At 70.7% G+C, this 20089-nt stretch carries 15 protein-coding genes; 7 read left to right on the top strand and 8 right to left on the bottom strand.

Annotation, left to right across the window (positions count from 1 at the left end):
* Positions 1–82: 82 nt before the first annotated feature.
* The 5 genes from TU31_RS18935 to TU31_RS18915 form a co-directional block, all read right to left on the bottom strand.
* Positions 83–1822, bottom strand: coding sequence for an N-acyl-D-amino-acid deacylase family protein (locus TU31_RS18935; protein WP_042156088.1), 1740 nt, complete (start codon positions 1820–1822; stop codon positions 83–85).
* A gap of 28 nt (positions 1823–1850) precedes the next feature.
* On the bottom strand, positions 1851–2975 hold the full coding sequence (locus tag TU31_RS18930; RefSeq protein ID WP_042156086.1) for an LLM class flavin-dependent oxidoreductase: 1125 nt from the start codon (positions 2973–2975) through the stop codon (positions 1851–1853).
* A 113-nt stretch (positions 2976–3088) separates the two neighbouring features.
* Positions 3089–3874 (bottom strand): SDR family NAD(P)-dependent oxidoreductase, encoded by a 786-nt coding sequence (locus TU31_RS18925; protein WP_042156084.1) that lies wholly within the window; start codon positions 3872–3874, stop codon positions 3089–3091.
* A gap of 46 nt (positions 3875–3920) precedes the next feature.
* Positions 3921–4832 (bottom strand): LLM class F420-dependent oxidoreductase, encoded by a 912-nt coding sequence (locus TU31_RS18920; RefSeq protein ID WP_042156631.1) that lies wholly within the window; start codon positions 4830–4832, stop codon positions 3921–3923.
* A gap of 158 nt (positions 4833–4990) precedes the next feature.
* The gene (locus tag TU31_RS18915; RefSeq protein ID WP_042156628.1) at positions 4991–5893 is read right to left on the bottom strand and encodes a DUF4231 domain-containing protein; all 903 of its coding nucleotides are present in this window, start codon (positions 5891–5893) and stop codon (positions 4991–4993) included.
* A gap of 206 nt (positions 5894–6099) precedes the next feature.
* Between TU31_RS18915 and TU31_RS18910 the strand changes: the two genes are divergently transcribed.
* On the top strand, positions 6100–8910 hold the full coding sequence (locus TU31_RS18910; RefSeq protein ID WP_042156082.1) for a TIR domain-containing protein: 2811 nt from the start codon (positions 6100–6102) through the stop codon (positions 8908–8910).
* 49 nt (positions 8911–8959) lie between these two features.
* On the opposite strand, the gene TU31_RS18905 is transcribed toward TU31_RS18910, so the two are convergent.
* A complete protein-coding gene (locus TU31_RS18905; RefSeq protein ID WP_042156081.1) occupies positions 8960–10198 on the bottom strand; it encodes an amidohydrolase family protein in 1239 nt (412 codons plus the stop codon).
* A gap of 256 nt (positions 10199–10454) precedes the next feature.
* Between TU31_RS18905 and afsR the strand changes: the two genes are divergently transcribed.
* The 4 genes from afsR to TU31_RS18885 all read left to right on the top strand — a co-directional run bounded on the left by afsR (position 10455) and on the right by TU31_RS18885 (position 16141).
* Complete coding sequence (gene afsR / locus TU31_RS18900; protein WP_042156080.1) at positions 10455–13388, top strand: SARP-family global regulator AfsR; 2934 nt, start codon at positions 10455–10457, stop codon at positions 13386–13388.
* A 215-nt stretch (positions 13389–13603) separates the two neighbouring features.
* Positions 13604–13906 (top strand): hypothetical protein, encoded by a 303-nt coding sequence (locus TU31_RS18895; RefSeq protein WP_042156076.1) that lies wholly within the window; start codon positions 13604–13606, stop codon positions 13904–13906.
* A 245-nt stretch (positions 13907–14151) separates the two neighbouring features.
* A complete protein-coding gene (locus TU31_RS18890; RefSeq protein WP_042156074.1) occupies positions 14152–14340 on the top strand; it encodes a hypothetical protein in 189 nt (62 codons plus the stop codon).
* Positions 14341–14590: 250 nt separating this feature from the next.
* The gene (locus TU31_RS18885; protein WP_042156071.1) at positions 14591–16141 is read left to right on the top strand and encodes a class I adenylate-forming enzyme family protein; all 1551 of its coding nucleotides are present in this window, start codon (positions 14591–14593) and stop codon (positions 16139–16141) included.
* 87 nt (positions 16142–16228) lie between these two features.
* On the opposite strand, the gene TU31_RS18880 is transcribed toward TU31_RS18885, so the two are convergent.
* Entirely contained in the window at positions 16229–16711 is a 483-nt protein-coding gene (locus TU31_RS18880; RefSeq protein WP_042156626.1) for a MarR family winged helix-turn-helix transcriptional regulator, read from the bottom strand.
* 124 nt (positions 16712–16835) lie between these two features.
* Here TU31_RS18880 and TU31_RS18875 point away from each other — a divergent pair, with 124 nt between their 5' ends.
* On the top strand, positions 16836–17558 hold the full coding sequence (locus TU31_RS18875) for a dienelactone hydrolase family protein (protein ID WP_107070717.1): 723 nt from the start codon (positions 16836–16838) through the stop codon (positions 17556–17558).
* Positions 17559–17754: 196 nt separating this feature from the next.
* Positions 17755–18342, top strand: coding sequence for a TIGR03086 family metal-binding protein (locus TU31_RS18870; protein ID WP_042156069.1), 588 nt, complete (start codon positions 17755–17757; stop codon positions 18340–18342).
* Positions 18343–18375: 33 nt separating this feature from the next.
* On the opposite strand, the gene TU31_RS18865 is transcribed toward TU31_RS18870, so the two are convergent.
* Positions 18376–20016: a FadD3 family acyl-CoA ligase gene (locus TU31_RS18865; protein ID WP_042156067.1), complete on the bottom strand. Its 1641-nt coding sequence runs from the start codon at positions 20014–20016 to the stop codon at positions 18376–18378.
* Positions 20017–20089: the final 73 nt, after the last annotated feature.

Raw genomic sequence — 20089 nt, 5'->3', positions numbered from 1 at the left:
GCGCCCCGCCCCGTACCCCACCCCACGACCGCCACCTCGTCCGCGCCCCACCCCAGGACCAGCACCCCGCCCGTCACGCCCCTCACTTCGTGCTCACCGTCCTCGTGTCCCGCCCCGACCGCAGTACCGTCCCCGGCACCGCGCCGGTCACCACGTCCTCGCGGATCGTCTCGACACCGTTGACCCACACCGCGTTGATGCCGATCGCCTTGGAATCCAGACGCGGGCTGTCGCCGGGCAGATCGTGGACGAGGGTGGCCTTGCCCGCGTCGATCCGCTCCGGGTCGAAGAGCACGAGATCGGCGTGCCAGCCCTCCTCGATGCGGCCCCGCTCCCGCAGCCCGAAGAGCTGGGCGGGGTCGTCGGTGAGCATCTTCACGGCCTGTTCCAGACCCATCAGTTTCCGGCCCCGCAGACAGTCGCCGAGAAAGCGCGTGGTGTACGGGGCGCCGCACATCCGGTCCAGGTGCGCGCCCGCGTCCGAGCCGCCGAGCATGACGTCCTCGTGCTGCCAGGTCTCGGCGCGCAGCGCCCAGGAGTCCGGGTCGTTGTCGGTGGGCATCGGCCACAGGACGGTCCGCAACTGGTCGTTGGCGCAGATCTCCACCAGGCACGCGAACGGCTCCTGGCCGCGCTCGGCCGCGATGTCCCGCACGACGCGGCCGGTCAGGCCCTCGTTCGCCGCGGAGTAGGTGTCCCCGATGACATAGCGGCCGAAGTGCGTGAGCCGCCGGAAGACGCCCGCCTCCTTGCTGTCCGCGCGCCGCAGCATCTCGGCCCGGACCGCGGGGTCGCGGAGCTGCTCGATCCGTTCGGGGACCGGCAGGCCCAGGATGTCGCCCCATCCGGGGATCAGGTTCAGGGCGCAGAAGGTGCCCAGGGACATGTTCATGGGGGTGAGGATCGGCATCGTCAGGGCCACGATCCGGCCGCCGGCCTCCCGGGCCCGTTCGCCGGCAACCAGCTGCCGTGGCACCCGTTCCGGCACGGCCGCGTCGATGGTCAGCACATTCCAGTTCAGCGGGCGCCCGGCGGCCGCGCTCATCTCGACGAGCAGCTCGATCTCGGCGTCGCTGAACTGGTCGAGGCAGCCGGCCACGATCGCCTCGATCTGGGTGCCCTCGTGCTCGGCGACGGCCCGCGACAGCGCGAGCAGCTCCGCCGGCGCGGCGTGCCGGGAGGCGACCGGCCGGCCGTCCCCGTCGGAGTGGGTGGCGGACTGGGTGGTGGAGAAGCCCCACGCCCCGGCCGCCATCGCCTCGTGGAAGAGCGCCAGCATCCGCTCCATCTGCTCGGGCGTCGGCTGCCCGCCGATGGCGTCCTCCCCCATGACATGGCGACGCAGTGCGCAATGCCCCACCATGAAGCCCGCGTTGACGGCGATCCGCCCCTCCAGGGCATCGAGGTACTCGCCGAACGAGCTCCACGACCAGGGCGCCCCCTCTTCGAGCGCCACCAGGGACATGCCCTCGACCTTGGCCATCATCCGGCGGGTGTAGTCGGCGTCGGCGGGCCGTTCCGGGTTCAGCGGGGCGAGCGTGAACCCGCAGTTGCCGCCCGCCACGGTCGTCACCCCGTGGTTGAGCGAGGGCGTCGCGTACGGGTCCCAGAAGAGCTGGGCGTCGTAGTGGGTGTGCGGATCGACGAAGCCGGGGGCGAGGACGAGCCCGGTGGCGTCCTCGCTGCTCCGGGCCTCCTCGGTGACGGTGCCGGACGGCGCGATGACGGCGATCCGGCCGTCGCGGAGGCCGACATCGGCGGTGTACGAGGGCGTGCCCGTCCCGTCCACAACGGTCGCGCCCTTGATCAGGTGGTCGAGCACGGTGTGCGCCCCTTCCCCTCGGCGGAATTCAGCTGCCCGTGGCCTGCCGGAACCGGGTCGTGCGGTGCACCGGATCGGTGTCGATCTTCGGGATCACGTGCTCGCCGATGAGCTTGACCGTGTTCATGGTGTCCTCGTACGAGATCCCGATCGGCAGCCCGAAGCTCAGCTGATCGGCGCCGGCCTGCTCCCAGCGCTTGCACTGCCCGAGCACCTCGTCCGGGTCGCCGCAGATCATCAGCTCCTCGGCGATCAGCAGCTCGATGATCTCGGTGGTGTAGTCGGGCAGCAGCTCGGGCCACTCGGGGATGCCCTCGGGCCGCGGGAAGGTGTCGTGGTAGCGGAAGACCAGCGACTGGAGGTAGTTGAGTCCCCCGTTGACCGCGATCTCCACGGCCTTGTCGTGCGTCTCGGCGCAGATCGCGGTCGAGGTGACCATCACGTTGTCGTTGACGAAGTCACCGATCGGCTCGGCGTCCCGGATCGCCGTCTTGTACTGCTCCAGCACCCACTCCATGTCGGAGACCTTCTGCACGCTGAAGCCGAGGACCCCCAGGCCCTTCTTCGCCGCCATGGCGTACGAGGTCGGCGAGCCGGCCGCGTACCACATCGCCGGGTGCGAGGCCCCGTACGGCTTGGGGAAGATCTTGCGCGGCGGCAGCTGCCAGTGTTTGCCCTGGAACCCGGGGTACTCCTCCTGGAGCCACATCTTCGGGAACTCGGCGATGGTCTCTTCCCAGATCTCCTTGGTGTGGTTCATATCGGTGATGCCCGGCAGGAACCCCAGTATCTCGTGGCTGCCGGCGCCCCGCCCGCTGCCGAACTCGAAGCGGCCCTCGCTGAGATGGTCGAGCATGGCGACCTTCTCGGCGACCTTCACCGGGTGATTGACCTGGGCGAGGGGGTTGAAGATCCCGGACCCCAGATGGATGCGTTCGGTCGCATGGGCCAGATAGCCGAGGAAGACGTCGTTGGCGGAGAGGTGCGAGTACTCCTCCAGGAAGTGGTGCTCGGACGCCCAGGCGTACTTGAAGCCGGACTTGTCCGCCTGGATGACGTACTCGGTCTCCTCCATCAGCGCCTTGTGCTCCGCGAGCGGGTCGGTCTCGGCCCGCTTGCCCACATATCCCTGTACAAAGAGCCCGAATTCCACGGAGGTTCACCGTCCCTGTGGCTAGATCTGACGAACCGTCAGATTCAATGAGCCGACTGTTCCACCGCGCCCGGAGAGCGTCAAGAGCCGTCACGCACTCGCCTGACGTGCCGTCAGATGATGCTGACCCCCGCCAGCCACCCGCCGTCGACCACGAACGGCTGCCCGGTGATGTACGACGAGTCCTCGCACGACAGGAAGAGCGCCAGCTTGGCGACCTCCTCCGGCTGCCCGATCCGCCCCAGCGGCACCAGCTTCTGGTAGAGCTCGTCCACCGCCCGCTTGGACTCGGCCGGATCGACGGCCGGATCGAGCGCGGCCGGGTTGGTCATCGGGGTGTCCACCGCCCCCGGGCACACCGCGTTGACCCGGATCTTCCTGGCCGCCAGCTCCACCGCGGCGACCCGGGTCAGCCCGAGGACGGCATGCTTGGTCGCGGCGTACGCGCCGACGAAGGCCATCCCGGTCAGCGCCGTGTACGACGCGGTGTTGACGATCGTGCCGCCGCCGGCCGCCTCGATCTCCGGCGCCACCGTACGGATCCCCAGGAAGCAGCCGACCTGGTTGACCTGCACCACCTGCTGGAACTCGTCCAGCGGCGTCGACACCAGCTCGTTGAAGCGCAGAATCCCGGCGTTATTGACCAGCCCGTCAATCTTCCCGAAGGTGTCCTTGGCGGCGACGACCGCGGCCTGCCAGTCCGCCTCCCGCGTCACATCCAGCGGGACGTACCGCGCGGAGGCCTCCCCCAGTTCCTTGGCGAGCGCCTCACCCTGCGCGTCCAGCACATCGCCGAGCACGACCTTCGCGCCCTCCGCGACGAACAGCCGCGCCTCCTGCTCCCCCTGCCCACGCGCCGCACCCGTGACGATGACGACCCGCCCGTCGAGCTTGCCCATACCCGCACTCCTCCGCTGGTGAGTTGCCCTGCGCCCGTCCGGGCCGTCAGCCGTTCAGCAGCGGCGCGACCTCCGAGCCGAACGCCACCATCTGATCGGTCAGTTCACTGCGGCTCCGGCTGCGGAACCGCACCTGGATCTGCTGCACACCCATCGCGCGGTACTCCCGCAGCGAGTCCGCGATCCGCTCCGCCGCCCCGGACAGCGTCCGCCGGCCGACCGCCCACCCCGGCTCGCCGACGTACAGCGGCTCGGCGATGGTGCCGATCACGACCGGCTCCTCGATTCCGGCCGCCTCCCGTAGCCGCCGCAGCCTGGTGATCTGGCCGGGCAGCTGTTCGCGCCGGTCACCCTGCGGGAGCCAGCCGTCGCCCCGCTCGGCGGCCCGGCGTACGGCGGCGGGCGAGGAGCCGCCCACCCAGATCGGCGGCCGCGGCGTCTGCACCGGCCGCGGCGCCTGCCCCAGCCCCTCGAACGCGAACCGCTCCCCCGCGAACTCCGGGAACTCCTCGGGCCCCAGCGCCACCTTCAGCGCGTCCACGGTCTCGTCCAGCACCGCCCCACGCCGCCCGAAGTCCACCCCGAGCACCTCGAACTCCTCCACCACATGCCCGGCGCCCACCCCGAGGATCAGCCGCCCGCCGGAGAGCCGGTCCAGCGTCGCGTACTGCTTGGCCGTGATCAGCGGATGCCGCAACCCGGCCACCGCGACATGGCTCAGCAGCCGGACCCGCTCCGTCACGGCGGCCAGATGCGCCAGCGTGGCCACCGGGTCGTACCAGACGGTGCTCATCGCCTCGGCCAGCCGCCGCGGGATCGCGAGATGCTCACAGCAGGCGACATACGCGAACCCGCACCGGTCCGCCACCCGCGCGATCTCGACCAGATCGGCGGGCCCCGCGGCCGCCTCCCAGCACTCCGCGAACAGCGTGCTCTGCGACTGCACCGGCAACTGCATGCCGTACACCAGCCGCCCGTCCGCCGGCCGCCACACCCCATCACGCTCGCCGCCCACAGGCCCCTCCAGCTATACCTGACGCATCGTCACATAGCTTGCGCGGGACATCGTGGTGCCTGGCGGACCATCAGGCAAGGGTGGCGCTTTGAGGCAATCGACTACACGGCACCCCGGGAGGCCCGCCACATGGTGTGTTCGCGACTGATCGCCTCCTCGGCGTCGGCCACCTCCTGCGTCCAGTCCGACTCCTCATGGGTCGCGGACAGCCGCTGGTGCACGATGCTCAGCTCGGTCGCCGCGAAGGTGTAGGCACGGCCGAGCGACTCGTACTGCCGCACCGCGAACCAGGCGGCCCCGGCACCCAGCACCGCCGCCAGCACACCGGGCAGATCGAAGTCGATGACCTCCATCAGGCGCAGCACGGCGGCGAGTACACCCAGCCCTTCCACCACGATGAGGCCGATCCGCCAGCGACGGGCCAGGGCGATGTTCATGGCCGCCTTGGTCCCGTACCACTGCTGCTGGTCCGCGATGCGCTCGGTGAGGTACGCCTGCTTACGGACCGCGAACGAGCTGCGGCGCAACTCGCCCATGGCCGGAGTGGCGGCCATCGAGCCGACCGGGACGATGCTGTCGACCGGCGCCTCCCTGAGCAGGACCTCCAGCCGCTCGTGGAACCTGCGGTCCGCGGCGTCCGCGGGCAGCGCGGCCGGGAACGGCTCGCCCGCCACCGCGTACCGCCACGACAGCGTCTTCGCCGACTCCGCCAGGGCGCGTCCGTCGTACCAGGCGCGCTCCGGCCGCTCCGCGAGCATCCACACCTCTAAGTAGACGGTCGCCAAGAAGGCCAGGAGCACCACCGCCACCGCGGCGTCCTTGCTCGACACCGCGCAGACGGCGGCCAGGATCGCCAGCACCAACCGCCATTTCGTACCCCACATATGGCGGCGCTGCCCCGAAAGAGAAGCGGCATCCGCCGACCGGAACACCGCCGGAAAATCCGCTTCGTTGAGTCTTTGTCCCTCGCTCACCGCAGCCCGCCCCCTCGCATCCCGCAACATGAGTCCGAAATACGAAAGAAGTGTAGAGCCGATCGACGGGGTCATCCCGGCATTCAGGGAAGGGGACCGGGACGAGGGCGGGACGGGTGCGGTGACGCCAACTTCACTGCGCCAAGGCGCCGTTGCCACCCTTCCCGACGATGTGGATGATGCGGCGACGGGGACGCGCGGTGGCCCGCGCCCGACCTGACGACGGGGGAACCGGAATGGCTGGTCAGAACGTCTCGCAGCACACCCACCGATACGACGCCTTCCTTTCCTACAGCCATGCGGCCGACAGTGCCAAGGCCGATCATCTCCGGCGAGGGCTCCAGAATTTCGCGCGCCGCAGCTGGCGGCAATTACGCGCGCTGCGCATCTTCCTCGACAACGCCTCGCTGTCCGCGAACCCGGGGCTGTGGCCCGAAATCGAGCGTCATCTCGCGGATTCCGGCGCCTTCATCCTGCTTGCCTGCCCGAGGTCCGCCGACTCGGACTGGGTGCAGAAGGAGATCAACTGGTGGCGCGCCGGCCTCGGGGCGCGGCGGATGCTCATCGTCGTCACCGGTGGCGAGCTGAAGTGGGACCACGGGGCAGGGGACTTCGACTGGGAGCACACCACCTGCCTGCCGCGCACCATGGCGGGGATGTTCAGCGACGAGCCACGGTGGGTCGATCTGCGCTGGATGTCGGAAGAGGATCCCGGCTCACTGCGGGACTCGCGCTTCCAGCAATGCGTGGCCGACCTGGCGGCCCCGCTGCACGGGCGCCCCAAAGAGGATCTGATCGGTGCGGACGTCACCCGGCAGCGCAGGACGAAGCGGCTCGTGCGCGGTGCGCTCGCCGTCATCACCGCTCTCGCCGTCGCAGCGGGCCTGGGCTGGGTGAACGCCGTCCAGCAGCGGGACGAGGCCCAGCGGCAGGCCCGGCTGGCGACCTCCCGGCAGCTGGCCGCGACCGCCCTGAACCTCAAGGACGGAAATCTGCGCCTGGCATCGCTGCTGGCGATCGAGGCGTACCGCATGCAGGAGTCACCAGAGGCCATCGCCACGCTGAACCGGCTCTCCACGGACAGCCCGCATCTGGTGAGCATGATGTCGAGCGCGGAGGACATCAGCGCGCTCGCCTTCAGCACGGACGACAAGGCGGTCGCCGTCGGGGACGAGGGCGGTGCGGTGGCGGTGTGGCGCGCCGACGGCCGCGCCCTGCGCGCCCGGAGCTCGCTGCCGGGCCGTATCACGGCAGTGGGCTTCAGCCAGGACGGGAAGCGGCTGGCCGCCGGGGACAGCAAGGGCAATGTGGGGGTCTATGACCTGACGCGCAGGACACTGCGGCGGCTCGCTCCCCAGCCGAAGGGCGTTTCCTCGCTGGGGTTCGGCATGGCGGGACAGCTGGCCGTCGTGGACGAGGCCGGCACGGTGGCACTGTACGAGGAGAGCGGGAAGATGGTCCGTGCGAAGCGCCGCGGGCACTCCGGCAAGGTGACCGTCTTCCAGAACGTCGACTCCCACCTTCTGGTGCGCGACGGGGTGGGTGGCGGTGCCCTGTACACCGTGCCGGAGCTGCGCACGGTCCTGGAGAGCGATCAGTTCTCGCTGCCCGCGGGCCAGGCCGTGGCGGCCGTCTCCAACGGTGGCCACTGCTTCGGCTACCTCAAATTCGGGCAGTTCATCAGCGGCGGACTGCCGAAGGTCAAGGGCCACGAGTCCCTCGCCGGCACCTGCCCGGACTTCCCCACGCTCCCCAACGAGGAAGCCGGGTTGCTGGCGCTGTCCGACAACGGCCGGATGGCCGTGGGCACCGCGTCCGGCATCACGGTGGCCGACGCGCAGACCAAAGAGCATTCCGGCCAGCTCCGCAAGCTCACCGGTGTCGGCCGCCCCTCGCTGCTGAAGTTCTCGGACACGGGCGACAGGCTCGCTTCCGCACACGGCCGGACGGTCGCGCTGTGGAACTTCCAGCAGTCTTCCCGGACGGCTCATCCACACGGCCTGCCCCTCTCGGACGACCAGACCATGATCCACAGCCCGGCGCTGGCCGCCGGCCCGGACGGCCAGGTCGCCTGGAGCAACCGCATGCAGGACGACCCCTTCGACAAGGAAACCGGGCTGCACGTCTGGAGCCCGAAGCGCCGCGGCACGCTCGTGGGCGGGGACACCCTCCTCTACGACGCGCTCGCCTTCAGCCCCGACGGCCGGACCCTGTACGCCGGTCTGGGCGGCGAGGTGCAGTCATGGCAGATCCAGGACACCCGCCTGGTGAAACGGCACACCGTGACCTTCTCCGGACGGCAGGACGACTACCGGGACCCCGTCATGATCGCCCCGCACGCGGACGGCTCCCTGGTCATCACCACGGACGACGGGGCCGTCCATGTCGCCGGCCCGTCCGCGCAGCGCACCCGGATCGCGGTACCACGCGGTACCGCCGACCCTCAGCGCGGGCTGCTCTCCTCATTGAGCGACGACGGCCGGACGGCCGCCGTGGAGAACACCAAGGGTGCCGTCGACCTCTACGACGTCGGCTCCGGCCGGAAAATGCAGTCGGTTCGCCTGGACGGCGAGAAGGTGAACGCGCTCGCACTGGCCGGCGGGGGACACTCCCTGTTCCTCGACGGCAGCAGAGGAACCTTCGCCCGCTGGGACCTGGACGAACAGCGGTTCCGCTGGCGGAGCGACGAACCGAACGGGGCCCGGGTGACCGCGAGCGCGGACGGCCGTACGGTCCTCACCCTGACCGACAGCGGCGCCTTGACCCGGTGGGACGCGGACACCGGGGACCGGCTGGGCGGGCCCGACATTCCCATCCCGCTCAACACGATGTCCGGGAACGGCGGCATCGGGGAGCACACCGGCTTCGCGGTGGACAACGCAGGCACCCTGTGGACAGCCACCGAAGGCGGCGAGGTCCTCTCCTGGGACTTCTCGGTGAACTCCTGGATCGAGGGCCTCTGCAGGATCGCCGACCGCAATCTGACCGACGCCGAATGGCGCCGCTATGTGGGGACCACCCCGCCGTCCCGGCCCACCTGTGACTGACAGCAGCCGGGCAGGGGCATTCGCCCCCGTGACACACCTGACCCCGCCGTCACACCTCCTGCCTCGGAGCGGACGGCCCCCAGAGCCCCTCCCCCGTCAGCCCCAGCAGCGAGATCGCGTTCCCCCGGACGATCCGCTCCACCACGTCCGGCGTCAGGTGCCCCATCTGGGACTCGCCGACCTCCCTCGACTTCGGCCAGGTCGAGTCCGAGTGGGGGTAGTCCGTCTCGTACAGCACGTTCCCCACGCCGATCGCGTCCAGGTTCTGCAGGCCGAAGGCGTCGTCGAAGAAACAGCCGTAGATGTGCTCGGTGAAGAGTTCGGACGGCGGGCGGAGGACCTTGTCGGCGACGCCGCCCCAGCCGCGGTTCTCCTCCCAGACCACATCCGCGCGCTCCAGGACATACGGGATCCAGCCGATCTGCCCCTCGGCGTACATGATCTTCAGGTCCGGGAAGCGGTCGAACTTTCCGCTCATCAGCCAGTCGACCATCGAGAAGCAGCAGTTGGCGAAGGTGATCGTCGAGCCGACGGCGGGCGGGGCGTCGGCGGAGGTCGAGGGCATCTTGCTGGACGAGCCGATGTGCATGGCGATGACCGTGCCGGTCTCGTCGCAGGCGCGCAGGAACGGATCCCAGTAGTCGGTGTGGATGCTGGGCAGCCCCAGGTGGGGCGGGATTTCGCTGAAGCAGACGGCCCGGACGCCGCGGGCCGCGTTGCGCCGCACCTCCGCGGCGGCCAGTTCGGCGTCCCACAGGGGGATGAGCCCGAGCGGGATCAGCCGCCCCCGCGCCTGCGGGCCGCACCACTCCTCCACCATCCAGTCGTTGTAGGCACGCACTCCCAGCAGCCCCAGTTCGCGGTCCTTGGCCTCCGTGAACGTCTGGCCGCAGAAACGAGGAAAAGTGGGGAAACAGAGCGCTGACTGGACATGATTGACATCCATGTCGGCCAATCGATCGGGCACGCTGAAGGAGCCCGGCCGCATCTGCTCGTAGGTGATGCCTTCGAGTTTGATGTCGTCACGCGCATAGCCGACGGCCGTGTCGAGGCGGGTCAGCGGACGGTGCAGATCTTCATATACCCACCAGTCGGCTATGGGCCCGTCGTCACCGACGGCACCCATCTTTGGAGCGAATTTTCCGCCCACGAAGCTCATTTCCTTCACCGGCGCCCGGACGATGCGCGGGCCGGTGTCCTGGTACTTCGACGGGAGCCGGTCCCGCCAGACGTTGGGGGGCTCCACCGTGTGGTCGTCCACCGAGATGATCTTCGGGAAGGTCTCCATGGCGATACGGTAGCGCCGATCTGACGACGCGTCAGCTAGTGCGCAGGCATGCCGAACGCCCGGGGGCGCACGGAAGCTTCAGCTCCGCGCCCCTGCCCTGCGCCGCCCCGCCTCCGTCACCGATCGTCCGAGGAGGCTTTGTGGACGGTCCGGACCCCTACTGACGTAAGCAGCCGCGACAAGGCAGACTGGCCGTTGCACACAGCGAGGTAGTGCGCACAGCGTGAACAGATGCCACACACGGCAGGGGGGCACCATGGACGACGGTCCGGGGCGGGAGCGGCTCCGCTTCACCGTGCTCGGTCCCGTACGGGCCTGGCGCGGCGCAACATCGCTGGCAGCGGGCTCCCCGCAGCAGCGGGCGCTGCTCGCCGCGCTCTTGCTGCGCGGCGGACGCACCGCCACCGCGGCCGAACTCGTCGACGCCCTCTGGGGCGATGAGCCGCCGCATGCCGCGCTCGCCGCGCTGCGCACCTACGCCTCCCGGCTCCGCAAAGCCCTGGGCGACGACGCCGACACCCTGGTCAGCGAGTCCGGCGGCTATGCGATCCGCCCGGTGGACGGCCGCCCGCTGGACCTCGACCACGATCACGCCGAGCAGTACGCCGCCGAGGCGGAGAAGGCCCGGGCGGCCGGCGACCGCAGCCGCGCCCGTGAACTCCTCGACAAGGCACTGGCCTTGTGGGACGGCGAACCACTGGCCGGCCTCGCGGGCCCGTACGCCGACACCCAGCGCACCCGGCTCGACGAGTGGCGGCTGTCCCTCACGGAATCCCGCCTCGAACTCATACTGGAAGCCGGCTGCCACGCCGACGCGGTGTCCGAGCTGACCGCGCTCACCGCCGCCCACCCGCTGCGCGAGCGGCTGCGCGAACTGCTCATGCTCGCGCTGTACCGCAGCGGACGGCAGGCCGAGGCGCTCGCGGTGTACGCCGACACCCGCCGGCTGCTCGCGGACGAGCTGGGGGTCGATCCGTGCGCCTCGCTCTCCGACCTCCAGCAGCGGATTCTGCGGGCGGACCCGGATCTGGACGCGCCCGCCGTCAGCTTCGACACCGACCCCACCGAACCCGCGGTGGTGCGCCCGCAACAACTCCCGGCCACGGTCGCCGACTTCACCGGCCGTGCCGCCTTCGTCACCGAGCTCGGCGACCAGCTCGCCACCGCCGAGGGCAGCGTGATGGCCGTCTCGGCCCTGACCGGCATCGGTGGCGTCGGCAAGACCACCCTCGCCGTGCATGTCGCCCACGCCGCCCGCGACCACTTCCCCGACGGACAGCTCTACGTCGACCTCCAGGGCGCCGGTCACAACCCCTCCGAACCGGTCGCCGTCCTCGGCGCCTTCCTGCGCGCCCTGGGGACGCCCGACGCCTCCATCCCTGATGGCATGGAGGAGCGTTCGGCCCTCTTCCGCTCCATCCTGGCCGGCCGCCGGGTGCTGGCCCTCCTGGACAACGCCCGGGACGCCTCCCAGGTCCGGCCGCTGCTGCCCGGCACGGAGGGCTGCGCCGCCCTGATCACCAGCCGCGCCCGCATGATCGACCTGGCCGGTGCCCACCTCGTCGATCTGGACGTGATGAGTCCGGAAGAAGCGCTCGCGCTCTTCACCCGCATCGTCGGCGAGGAACGTGTCACCTCGGAACGGCAGGCCGCCATGGCCGTCGTCGGGGCCTGCGGCTTCCTCCCGCTGGCCATCCGTATCGCCGCCTCCCGGCTGGCCGCCCGCCGTACGTGGACGGTGTCCATCCTGGCCCGCAAGCTCGGCGACGAGCGCCGCCGCCTGGACGAACTGCGGGCCGGCGACCTCGCCGTGAAGGCCACCTTCGAGCTGGGCTACAAGCAGCTGGAGCCCGCGCAGGCCCGTGCCTTCAGACTGCTGGGGCTGGCGGACGGCCCGGACATCTCGCTAGCCGCGGCCGCCGCCGTACTCGACATGGACGCCGACGACACCGAGGAACTCCTCGAATCCCTCGTGGACAGCTCGCTCCTGGAGTCCGCCGCACCGGGGCGCTACCGCTACCACGACCTGGTGCGACTCTACGCGCGTGCGTGCGCCGAGCGGGATGAACACCCGCCGTCGGAGCGGGACATGGCGATCTCCCGGCTGCTGGACTTCTATCTGGCGACCGCCGCACGGATGTACGCGCTCGAACGTCCGGGTGACCGTCTGATCGACCACATGGAGAGCACCAACTACCCGGGCCTCGTCTTCGCCGACCGGGCGGCGGCCTTGGAATGGCTGTTCAACGAGGCCGGATGCCTGCTCGCCTGTGCCCGGCAGTCCAGCAGCCCGGACACCCTGCGGCGGGCCGCCGATCTGCTACTGCTCACCAAGGACCTGGCCGAATCCGGTGCCGACGCGCTCCAGTACGAGCAGGCCAACGTCACGCTGCTGACGGCCGCCCGGGAGGCCGAGGACCAGCACGCGGAAGCGCGTTTCCACCTGGCGCTCACGTATGTCCGCACGCTGTCGGGACGCCTGGACGAGGCCGATGAGAACGCCAAGTCCGCCATGCTGCTCGGCCTCGCCTCCGAGGACCCCTACGTCTCGTCGTCCGCCCCCAACGACCGCGGCATCATCGCCAACGCGCAGCACCGGCATGCCGACGCGGAGGGCTATCTGCGGCAGGCCCTGTCCGCTTTCCGCGACGACAAGAACCAGCAGGCCGAAGCCAGCGCCCTGTGCAATCTCTCCCGTGTCCATCTGGACACCGGGCGCGTCGACAGCGCCATCGAGCTGGCGGAAGAGGGGCTCTCGATATACCGCCGGCTGGGGGCCAAGCGCCGGCTCGCGAACGGTATGTACGCCCTCGCTCTCGCATACACCCAGGCCATGCGCCTGGAAGAGGCGACCGAGCAGCTGACCGCCGCCCTGGCCATCTTCCGGGACAGCAGGCAGCGCTTCTGGGAAGGGATGACCAACTTCCGGCTCGCCGAGGTCGAGCTCGCCGCCCACCGGCCCGCCACCGCCGCCAACCATGCCGAACAGGCGCTGACCGCACTGCGCGGCATCGGTGGCGATTCCTGGCGCGCCACGGTCCTGACCACTCTGGGGCGCGCCCTGCACGCCCTCGGGCAGACCGGCCGTGCAAGGGTGTGCTGGCAGGAAGCGCTGGCTACGTTCGAGCGCCTGGGTTCTTCTGACGGCACCGCTGTGCAGGCACTTCTCTCGCCCACCGTGGTCGCATAAGCGCGTTCACCCGGCGGTGGACTCCGACGTTTATCGATCGTTCATCGCGGCGGGCCACTCTTATCAACATCGATCCGCCGCCTCGGGGGGCAAGCGGCTCGGTGCCCAGGCCGCGGAGTTATCGTGAGCGGCCATGCTACGCCCGTCCGGCGACCCACGGGGGAGTCGCCGGCCGGGTGACCAAGCAGTAAGCGCCCACACAGGAGTTGATCCAAGTGAACGCCGACAACAAGACCGCCGTCCCAGGTGAGCGGGACATCATCCGGCCCATGGACAACCACCAGCCCATCAGCGGAGCCGGCGTCGGCACGCAGGTGAAGAAGTCCGAAGACCGGGATGTCCTCAAGCCCATGGACAACCACCAGCCCATCAGCGGGGCCGGCGTCGGCACGCAGGTGAAGAAGTCCGAGGACCGGGACATCCTCAAGCCCATGGACAACCACCAGCCGATCGCCACGCCCCTGGCGGACGACAATCACCAGCCCACTCCGGGGAACGGCGTTTCCCAGAAGGACTGACGCCCGTTCACTATGACTCCGAGTGAGGGCCCGTTAAACCAACGGGGGGGTATTCGGGGGATCGCAGGGGCCGGTTTCGATGGCGCGGAGGGGATGCCATCAAAAACCGGCCCCTGCGGCGTTTTTGCCTTCCGCAGCAAAACTGGCGATATTTCTCGCATTTCCATGATGATCGAACATCTGCCTGCAATTACCGCTAGCGTGTTTCGGGAACATCAACCCTTCCCCTTCTCCGAGGAGTTGGAATGACCCACACAAAGAAGGCCTTTATCGTCGCCGGTATCGCACTGGCCGCACTGGGCGTCGCTACGCTGCCCGCCACGGCCGACAACCACATACCCGGCCCGCCGCACTCCCTCGCGGCCCAGGCCGACCACTCCAAGGCGATATCGCTGGCAACTCCGCTGTCGCCGCTGGACAACCACATGCCCTGATCGGGCCACGGAGCACACCCGGCATATCGCACAGGGCCTCGGCCGCTGGCGCTCGATGCGACGCGTGACACAGAGCGGGGGCCGGGCTGACGCTCGGGCCCCGTTGTGCTTTGTTTCCCCCTGGGCTGGTGCGTGACGGATCAGCCGTCGCCGCCACATTTCTCTCCTGACGCGCATCTGACCTTCCGTCAGTTCCGGTGCTACAGTGCCGCGGCACTCATCTGCCCTGCCAGCAGCCAGGAGGCGCCCCATGTTCGACCCCGCCCGCATACGGACGCTCTGGGAACTGGTCGAGTACCGCGCGCGGGTCTCGTGCGGGAAGCCGATGTTCTTCGACGGGGACGGGCGGTCGGTCACCTTCGACGGCGTGCGGGACGAGGCGCTGCGGGTGGCGGCCGGGTTGCGGGAGATGGGGGTCGGGGCCGGGACGCGGGTGGCGTGGCAGTTGCCGTCGCGGGTCGAGACGGTGATCGCGTCGTTGGCGCTGGCCAGGCTGGGGGCCGTGCAGACGCCCGTGATTCCGCTGCACCGGGAGCGGGAAGTCGGCTTCATCCTGGCGGAGTCGGCGGCGGAGTTCGTGCTCGTACCGGGCGTGTGGCGGGGGTTCGACCACACCGCGATGGTCCGGAAGCTCGCCGGGGACGGGGTGCGGGTACTCCCGGTCGGGGACGGGCTGCCGACGGCGGACCCGGCCGGGCTGCCCGCCGCGTCGGCCGGCGGGGACGGGGCCACCACCTGGATCTACTACACCTCCGGCACCACCTCCGCCCCCAAAGGGGTGGAGCACACCGATGCGTCCCTCATCGCCGGTGGCGTCGGGCTGGCCACCGCGCTGGGCATGTCCGCGGACGACATCGGCTCGATCGCCTTTCCGTACGCGCATATCGCCGGTCCGGACTATGTCATCGCCATGCTGGTCAGCGGCTTTCCCGCGGTCATCCTGGACACCTTCGAGCCGGGCCGGGCGGCCGCCGTCTACCGGCGGCACGGGGTCACCATGGCGGGCGGCAGCACCGCGTTCTACCAGGCGTTCCTGGACGAGTCGCGCCGCTACCGGCAGCAGTTGCCGCACGCGGGGCGGCTGATTCCGTCGCTGCGGCTGCTGTCCGGTGGCGGGGCGCCGATGCCACCGGAGCTGTATGCGGCGGCGGGGCGGGAGCTGGAGTGCGCGATCGTGCACGGATACGGGATGACCGAGTGCCCGATGATCGCGATGGGCACGCCGTACGACAGCGACGAGCAGCTCGCGCGGACGGTCGGCAGGCCGGTGGTGGGCGCGCGGGTGCGGATCGTCCGGCCGGACGGGACCGAGGCCGGGGCCGGGGAGAGCGGTGAGGTGACGGTCGAGGGCCCGATGCTGTTCCGGCGCTACACCGATCCGGCGCTGACCGCGGAGGCATTCACCGCCGAGGGCTCCTTCCGCACCGGTGACCTGGGGTATCTGCGCCCCGACGGGCATCTGGTGCTGACCGGGCGGCTCAAGGACATCATCATCCGCAAGGGCGAGAACCTGTCCGCACAGGAGATCGAGGAGCTGGTGCGCACCCATCCAGCGGTGGCGGAGGCCGCGGTGATCGGGCTGCCGGACCGGGAGCGCGGCGAGCGGGTGTGCGCGGTGGTCACGCCGGCCGATCCGGCCGCCCCGCCACTGACCCTGGACGGGCTGACCGCGCATCTGCGGGCGGCCGGGCTGATGACACAGAAGCTGCCGGAGCAACTGGAGACCGTCGGCGAGCTGCCGCGCGGCGGGCCGCTGAACAAGGTGCTCAAGACGGTGCTGCGGGAGCGGTATACGGAGTAGGGGCATGCCCCGGACACGCCGGACGCAGGAGACCACCGGGGCAACAGCGCCCCGGACGGCGTTGCTGCCGGATGCCGCTACCCGAGGTCAGGAGGCCCGGGTGTGGTGGTCCAGCAAGCGGGTGAGCAACCGCACGAGCTGGTCGCGTTCGGCCGGACTCAGCGGCGCGAGCAGTTCGTCGTGGAGGTCGTCCAGGACCTTGTCGAGGCGGGGCAGGCGACGGCGGCCCCGGGCGGAGATCGTGATGATGTTGCGGCGCCGGTCGTCGGGGTCCGGCACCCGCTCGACGAGGCCATGCTCGGCCAGTTCGTTGAGCACGCCGACCATGTCGCTGCGGTAGATGCCGGTGCGCCGGCTCAGCGTCGCCTGGCTGCCCGGCCCGTACTCCACCAGCGAGGCGAGCACGGCGTAGTGCCACTTGCGGGCGTCGACCCGGGCCAGCCCCTCATTGATCAGCCGGTCCGACCGCGCGGTCAGCTGCGACAGCAGCCGGCTCGCCCGTCGACGCAGCCTGGCGGGCGTCTGGCGCGCTCCGTCGTCGGACCGGTCCGCGGCTTCGGCTCTGGTCATGACGCCCATTCTAGTCATTGCGTTAGTCCCACTAACGATGTACCGTCCTCACGCCGAAAACGTTAGTGCAGTAAACGTTTATGCGGTGAACCCCAAGGAAGGAAGCTCCGCTATTCCCACCACGATGTTGCAGATTCCCACCACGGACGGCCAGGCCGACGCCCTTGCCGCCTTCCCCGACGACGGCGAGCGGCACCCAGGGGTGCTGATGTACGCGGACGGCTTCGGCATCCGGCCCGTGCTGACGGAGATGGCCCGCGAACTGGCCGGGCACGGGTACTACGTGCTCGTCCCCAACCTCTTCTACCGGCACGGCCCGGCACCGGTGATCGAACTCCCCGAGCACATCGGAGAAGAGGTCCGGCCCGCGGTCTTCGCCCGGCTGATGCCCTTGATCGAGGCGCACACCACCGAACGTGTCCTGCGCGACGCCGACGCCTACCTCCGGTTCCTCACCACCCGGCCCGAGGTCAGCACCGGCCCGGTCGCGGTGACCGGCTACTGCATAGGCGGCCTCCTGGCGATGCGGACCGCCGCGGCCCACCCCGGCCAGGTGGCGGCCGTCGCCGGATTCCACGGCCCCGTGGCAGCCGACGGGCCGGACGGCCTCGCCGGAATCACCGCTCAGGTTTACCTCGGCCACGCGGCATCCGACATGACGCCCGAGGCCCTCGGCGAGCTCAACCAGACCCTGGACGCGGCGGGTGTCGACCACACCTCCGAGATCTACCCCGGCACCGTCCACGGCTTCACCATGGCCGACACCGACGCCTTCGACCCCGCCGCAAGGCAGCTCCACTGGGAGCGCCTGCTCCCCCTCCTCGGCCGCACCCTGACCGACGGCTGAGGCGCCGGCCCCCGTCACCACCGGCGCCCCTGAGCCCGTCCCTGCTCCGCCGGACAGCCCCAGGCAGGGCCGGGCCGCGGTGTGGCGATGAGTTCCGGGGGCCGGTGGAGTCTTCACTGGGAGTGGCAGCGCGTGTGGGCCGGCCGACCGGTGGCGGCCCGGCAGCACGCACCGGCAGGACGGAAGGACCCGGACGATGACCGAGACGATCGACTTCGCGACGCAGGCCCGGCTGGTGTCGCAGCTCGCGGCCCGGACCGCCGATGAGCAGCTCGAAGCCCCCACGCCGTGCGAGGCGTACGCGGTGCGCCATCTGCTGGGACACCTCGTCGGCCTGACCGCGGCCTTCCAGGAGGCGGCGCGCAAGAACCTCGGGGTGATGACGGACACCGCCCCTGATGCGTCGGTGCCCGATGTGGAGTCCGGCTGGCGCGCCGAGCTGGACCGGAATCTGGTGGGCATGACGGAGGCCTGGCACGCGCCGGAGGCCTGGGAGGGCGAGACCCAGGCGGGCGGAGTGACGCTGCCCGCGGCCATCGCGGGCCGGATCGCGCTCAACGAGCTGGTGCTGCACGGCTGGGACCTGGCGCGTGCCACCGGCCAGGAGTACGCACCCGACGCGGCGAGCCTCGGGGTCTCGTACGCGCTGCTGGCGCCCTCGGCCGAGGGTGGGGAGCGCGGGCCGTTCGGGCCGCCGGTGGCGGTGGCGGCGGACGCCCCGCTCCTCGACCAGGTGGTGGCGCTCAGCGGCCGGCGGCCCGACTGGACGCCGCCGGCGTCGTAGCCGGAGTCCCCGGGCGGCCGGCGGGCGGCCCGGTCACCCGGCGGGCGCGGGCCCCGGGGCGCCCTCCCGCAGCCGGGTCTTGAGGATCTTGCCGCTGGCGTTGCGCGGGAGGGCGGGGACGAAGGTGACCTCCCGCGGGACCTTGTAGTTGGCCATCTCGCGGCGGGACCAGGCGATCAGATCGTCGGCGGTGAGCAGGGAACCGGCGCGGCGGACCGCATAGGCCCTGCCCACCTCGCCGAGGCGGGGATCGGGTATGCCGACCACGGCGACCTCGGCGATGTCCGGGTGGCGGCCGAGGAGTTGCTCTATCTCGGCGGGATAGGCGTTGAAGCCGCCGACGATGAACATGTCCTTGATGCGGTCGGTGATCCGGAGGTTGCCGTCCGCGTCGAGCACGCCCACGTCGCCGGTGCGCAGCCAGCCGTCGGGGGTGATCGCGCGGGCCGTGCCGGCCGGGTCCTCGAAGTAGCCGGACATCACGTGGTAGCCGCGGACCAGCACCTCGCCGGGCTCGCCGGGCGGCACCGGGCGGTCCGCGGCATCGACGATCCGGACCTCGGTGCCGGGGAGCGCCCGGCCGGAGGTCGCGGCGATCACCTCGGGTGGATCGCCGCGGCGGCACATCGTGACGACGCCGGAGCTCTCCGAAAGGCCGTAGGCGGTCAGGACTGTGGAGATCTTCAGCTCGCTGCGCAGCCGCTCGACCAGCTCCAGGGGGACCACGGCGGCGCCGGTGACCACCAGGCGCAGCGCGGAGAGGTCGTGCCGGCCGCGGTCGGGGTGGTCGAGGAGCTGCTGATGGAGGGTGGGCGGGCCCGGGAGGACGGAGATCCGCTCGGCGGCGATCTTGGCGAGCGCGGTCTCCACGCTGAAGACCGGCTGCGGGATCATCGTCGCGCCGCGCAGCAGACAGGCGATGATGCCGGCCTTGTAGCCGAAGGTGTGGAAGAACGGATTGATGATCAGGTAGCGGTCGCCCTCCCGGAGACCGGCCAGTTCGCTCCAGACGTCGTAGGCGCGCAGGGTCTGGGCATGGGTGATCACGGCGCCCTTGGGGCGGCCGGTGGTGCCGGAGGTGAAGACGATGTCCGAGGGGGCGTCGGAGCACAGGGCGTCGGCCCGGCGGCGGACGGTCTCCGACGGCACCGCGGCGCCGCCGGCGAGGAACTCCTGCCAGGTGGTGAAGTCGGCGGGCGCGTCGTCGGAGAGCACCACGACCTTCTCCAGCCGCGGGAGTCCGGGCAGCGGGCCGGGGCCGGTGCCTTCCCGGGCGGCGCGGCGGAGTGCGGCGAGGTAGGACGTGCCGAGGAAGGTGCCGGTGATGAAGAGGACTTTGGCGCGGGTGCGGCGCAGGACGTAGGCGGCCTCGGCGCCCTTGAAGCGGGTGTTGACGGGGACGAGGACGGCGCCGGCGGTGACGGCCCCGAGGGCGGAGACGATCCAGTCGAGGGTGTTGGGCGCCCATACGGCCACCCGGTCGCCGGGCGCGACCCCGGAGGCGATACAGGCGGCCGCCGCCCGCTCCACCCGCTCGCCCAGCTCGGCGTACGAAATCCGGGTGCGGCCCTCGACCACGGCCTCCCGGGAGCCGTACCGCCGGGCGGCCGCGCGCACCAGACGGGGGATGACGCCGTACTCCAGGTCCGCCCGCGCATCCACCTCGTCGTGCATCGCACTGCCTCCCGCCGAAGAGCCGTACGCCACTAGCTGACTGTCCGTCAGATTAGCGGTAGCCTCCTCCGCT

The organism is Streptomyces lydicamycinicus, assembly GCF_000829715.2.
GTDB lineage: Bacteria > Actinomycetota > Actinomycetes > Streptomycetales > Streptomycetaceae > Streptomyces > Streptomyces lydicamycinicus.
The sequence above is the reverse complement of the archived record's forward strand: the minus strand, read 5'-3'. Positions and strand labels throughout refer to the sequence as shown.

Coding starts and splice junctions, on each gene's coding strand:
- TU31_RS18925 (WP_042156084.1), bottom strand. CDS start 3,874: ATGGGCAAGCTCGACGGGCGGGTCGTCATCGTCACGGGTGCGGCGCGT.
- TU31_RS18915 (WP_042156628.1), bottom strand. CDS start 5,893: ATGTTGCGGGATGCGAGGGGGCGGGCTGCGGTGAGCGAGGGACAAAGA.
- TU31_RS18870 (WP_042156069.1), top strand. CDS start 17,755: ATGACCGAGACGATCGACTTCGCGACGCAGGCCCGGCTGGTGTCGCAG.
- TU31_RS18875 (WP_107070717.1), top strand. CDS start 16,836: ATGTTGCAGATTCCCACCACGGACGGCCAGGCCGACGCCCTTGCCGCC.
- TU31_RS18865 (WP_042156067.1), bottom strand. CDS start 20,016: ATGCACGACGAGGTGGATGCGCGGGCGGACCTGGAGTACGGCGTCATC.
- TU31_RS18880 (WP_042156626.1), bottom strand. CDS start 16,711: ATGACCAGAGCCGAAGCCGCGGACCGGTCCGACGACGGAGCGCGCCAG.
- TU31_RS18890 (WP_042156074.1), top strand. CDS start 14,152: ATGACCCACACAAAGAAGGCCTTTATCGTCGCCGGTATCGCACTGGCC.
- TU31_RS18905 (WP_042156081.1), bottom strand. CDS start 10,198: ATGGAGACCTTCCCGAAGATCATCTCGGTGGACGACCACACGGTGGAG.
- TU31_RS18920 (WP_042156631.1), bottom strand. CDS start 4,832: ATGCAGTTGCCGGTGCAGTCGCAGAGCACGCTGTTCGCGGAGTGCTGG.
- afsR (WP_042156080.1), top strand. CDS start 10,455: ATGGACGACGGTCCGGGGCGGGAGCGGCTCCGCTTCACCGTGCTCGGT.
- TU31_RS18910 (WP_042156082.1), top strand. CDS start 6,100: ATGGCTGGTCAGAACGTCTCGCAGCACACCCACCGATACGACGCCTTC.
- TU31_RS18885 (WP_042156071.1), top strand. CDS start 14,591: ATGTTCGACCCCGCCCGCATACGGACGCTCTGGGAACTGGTCGAGTAC.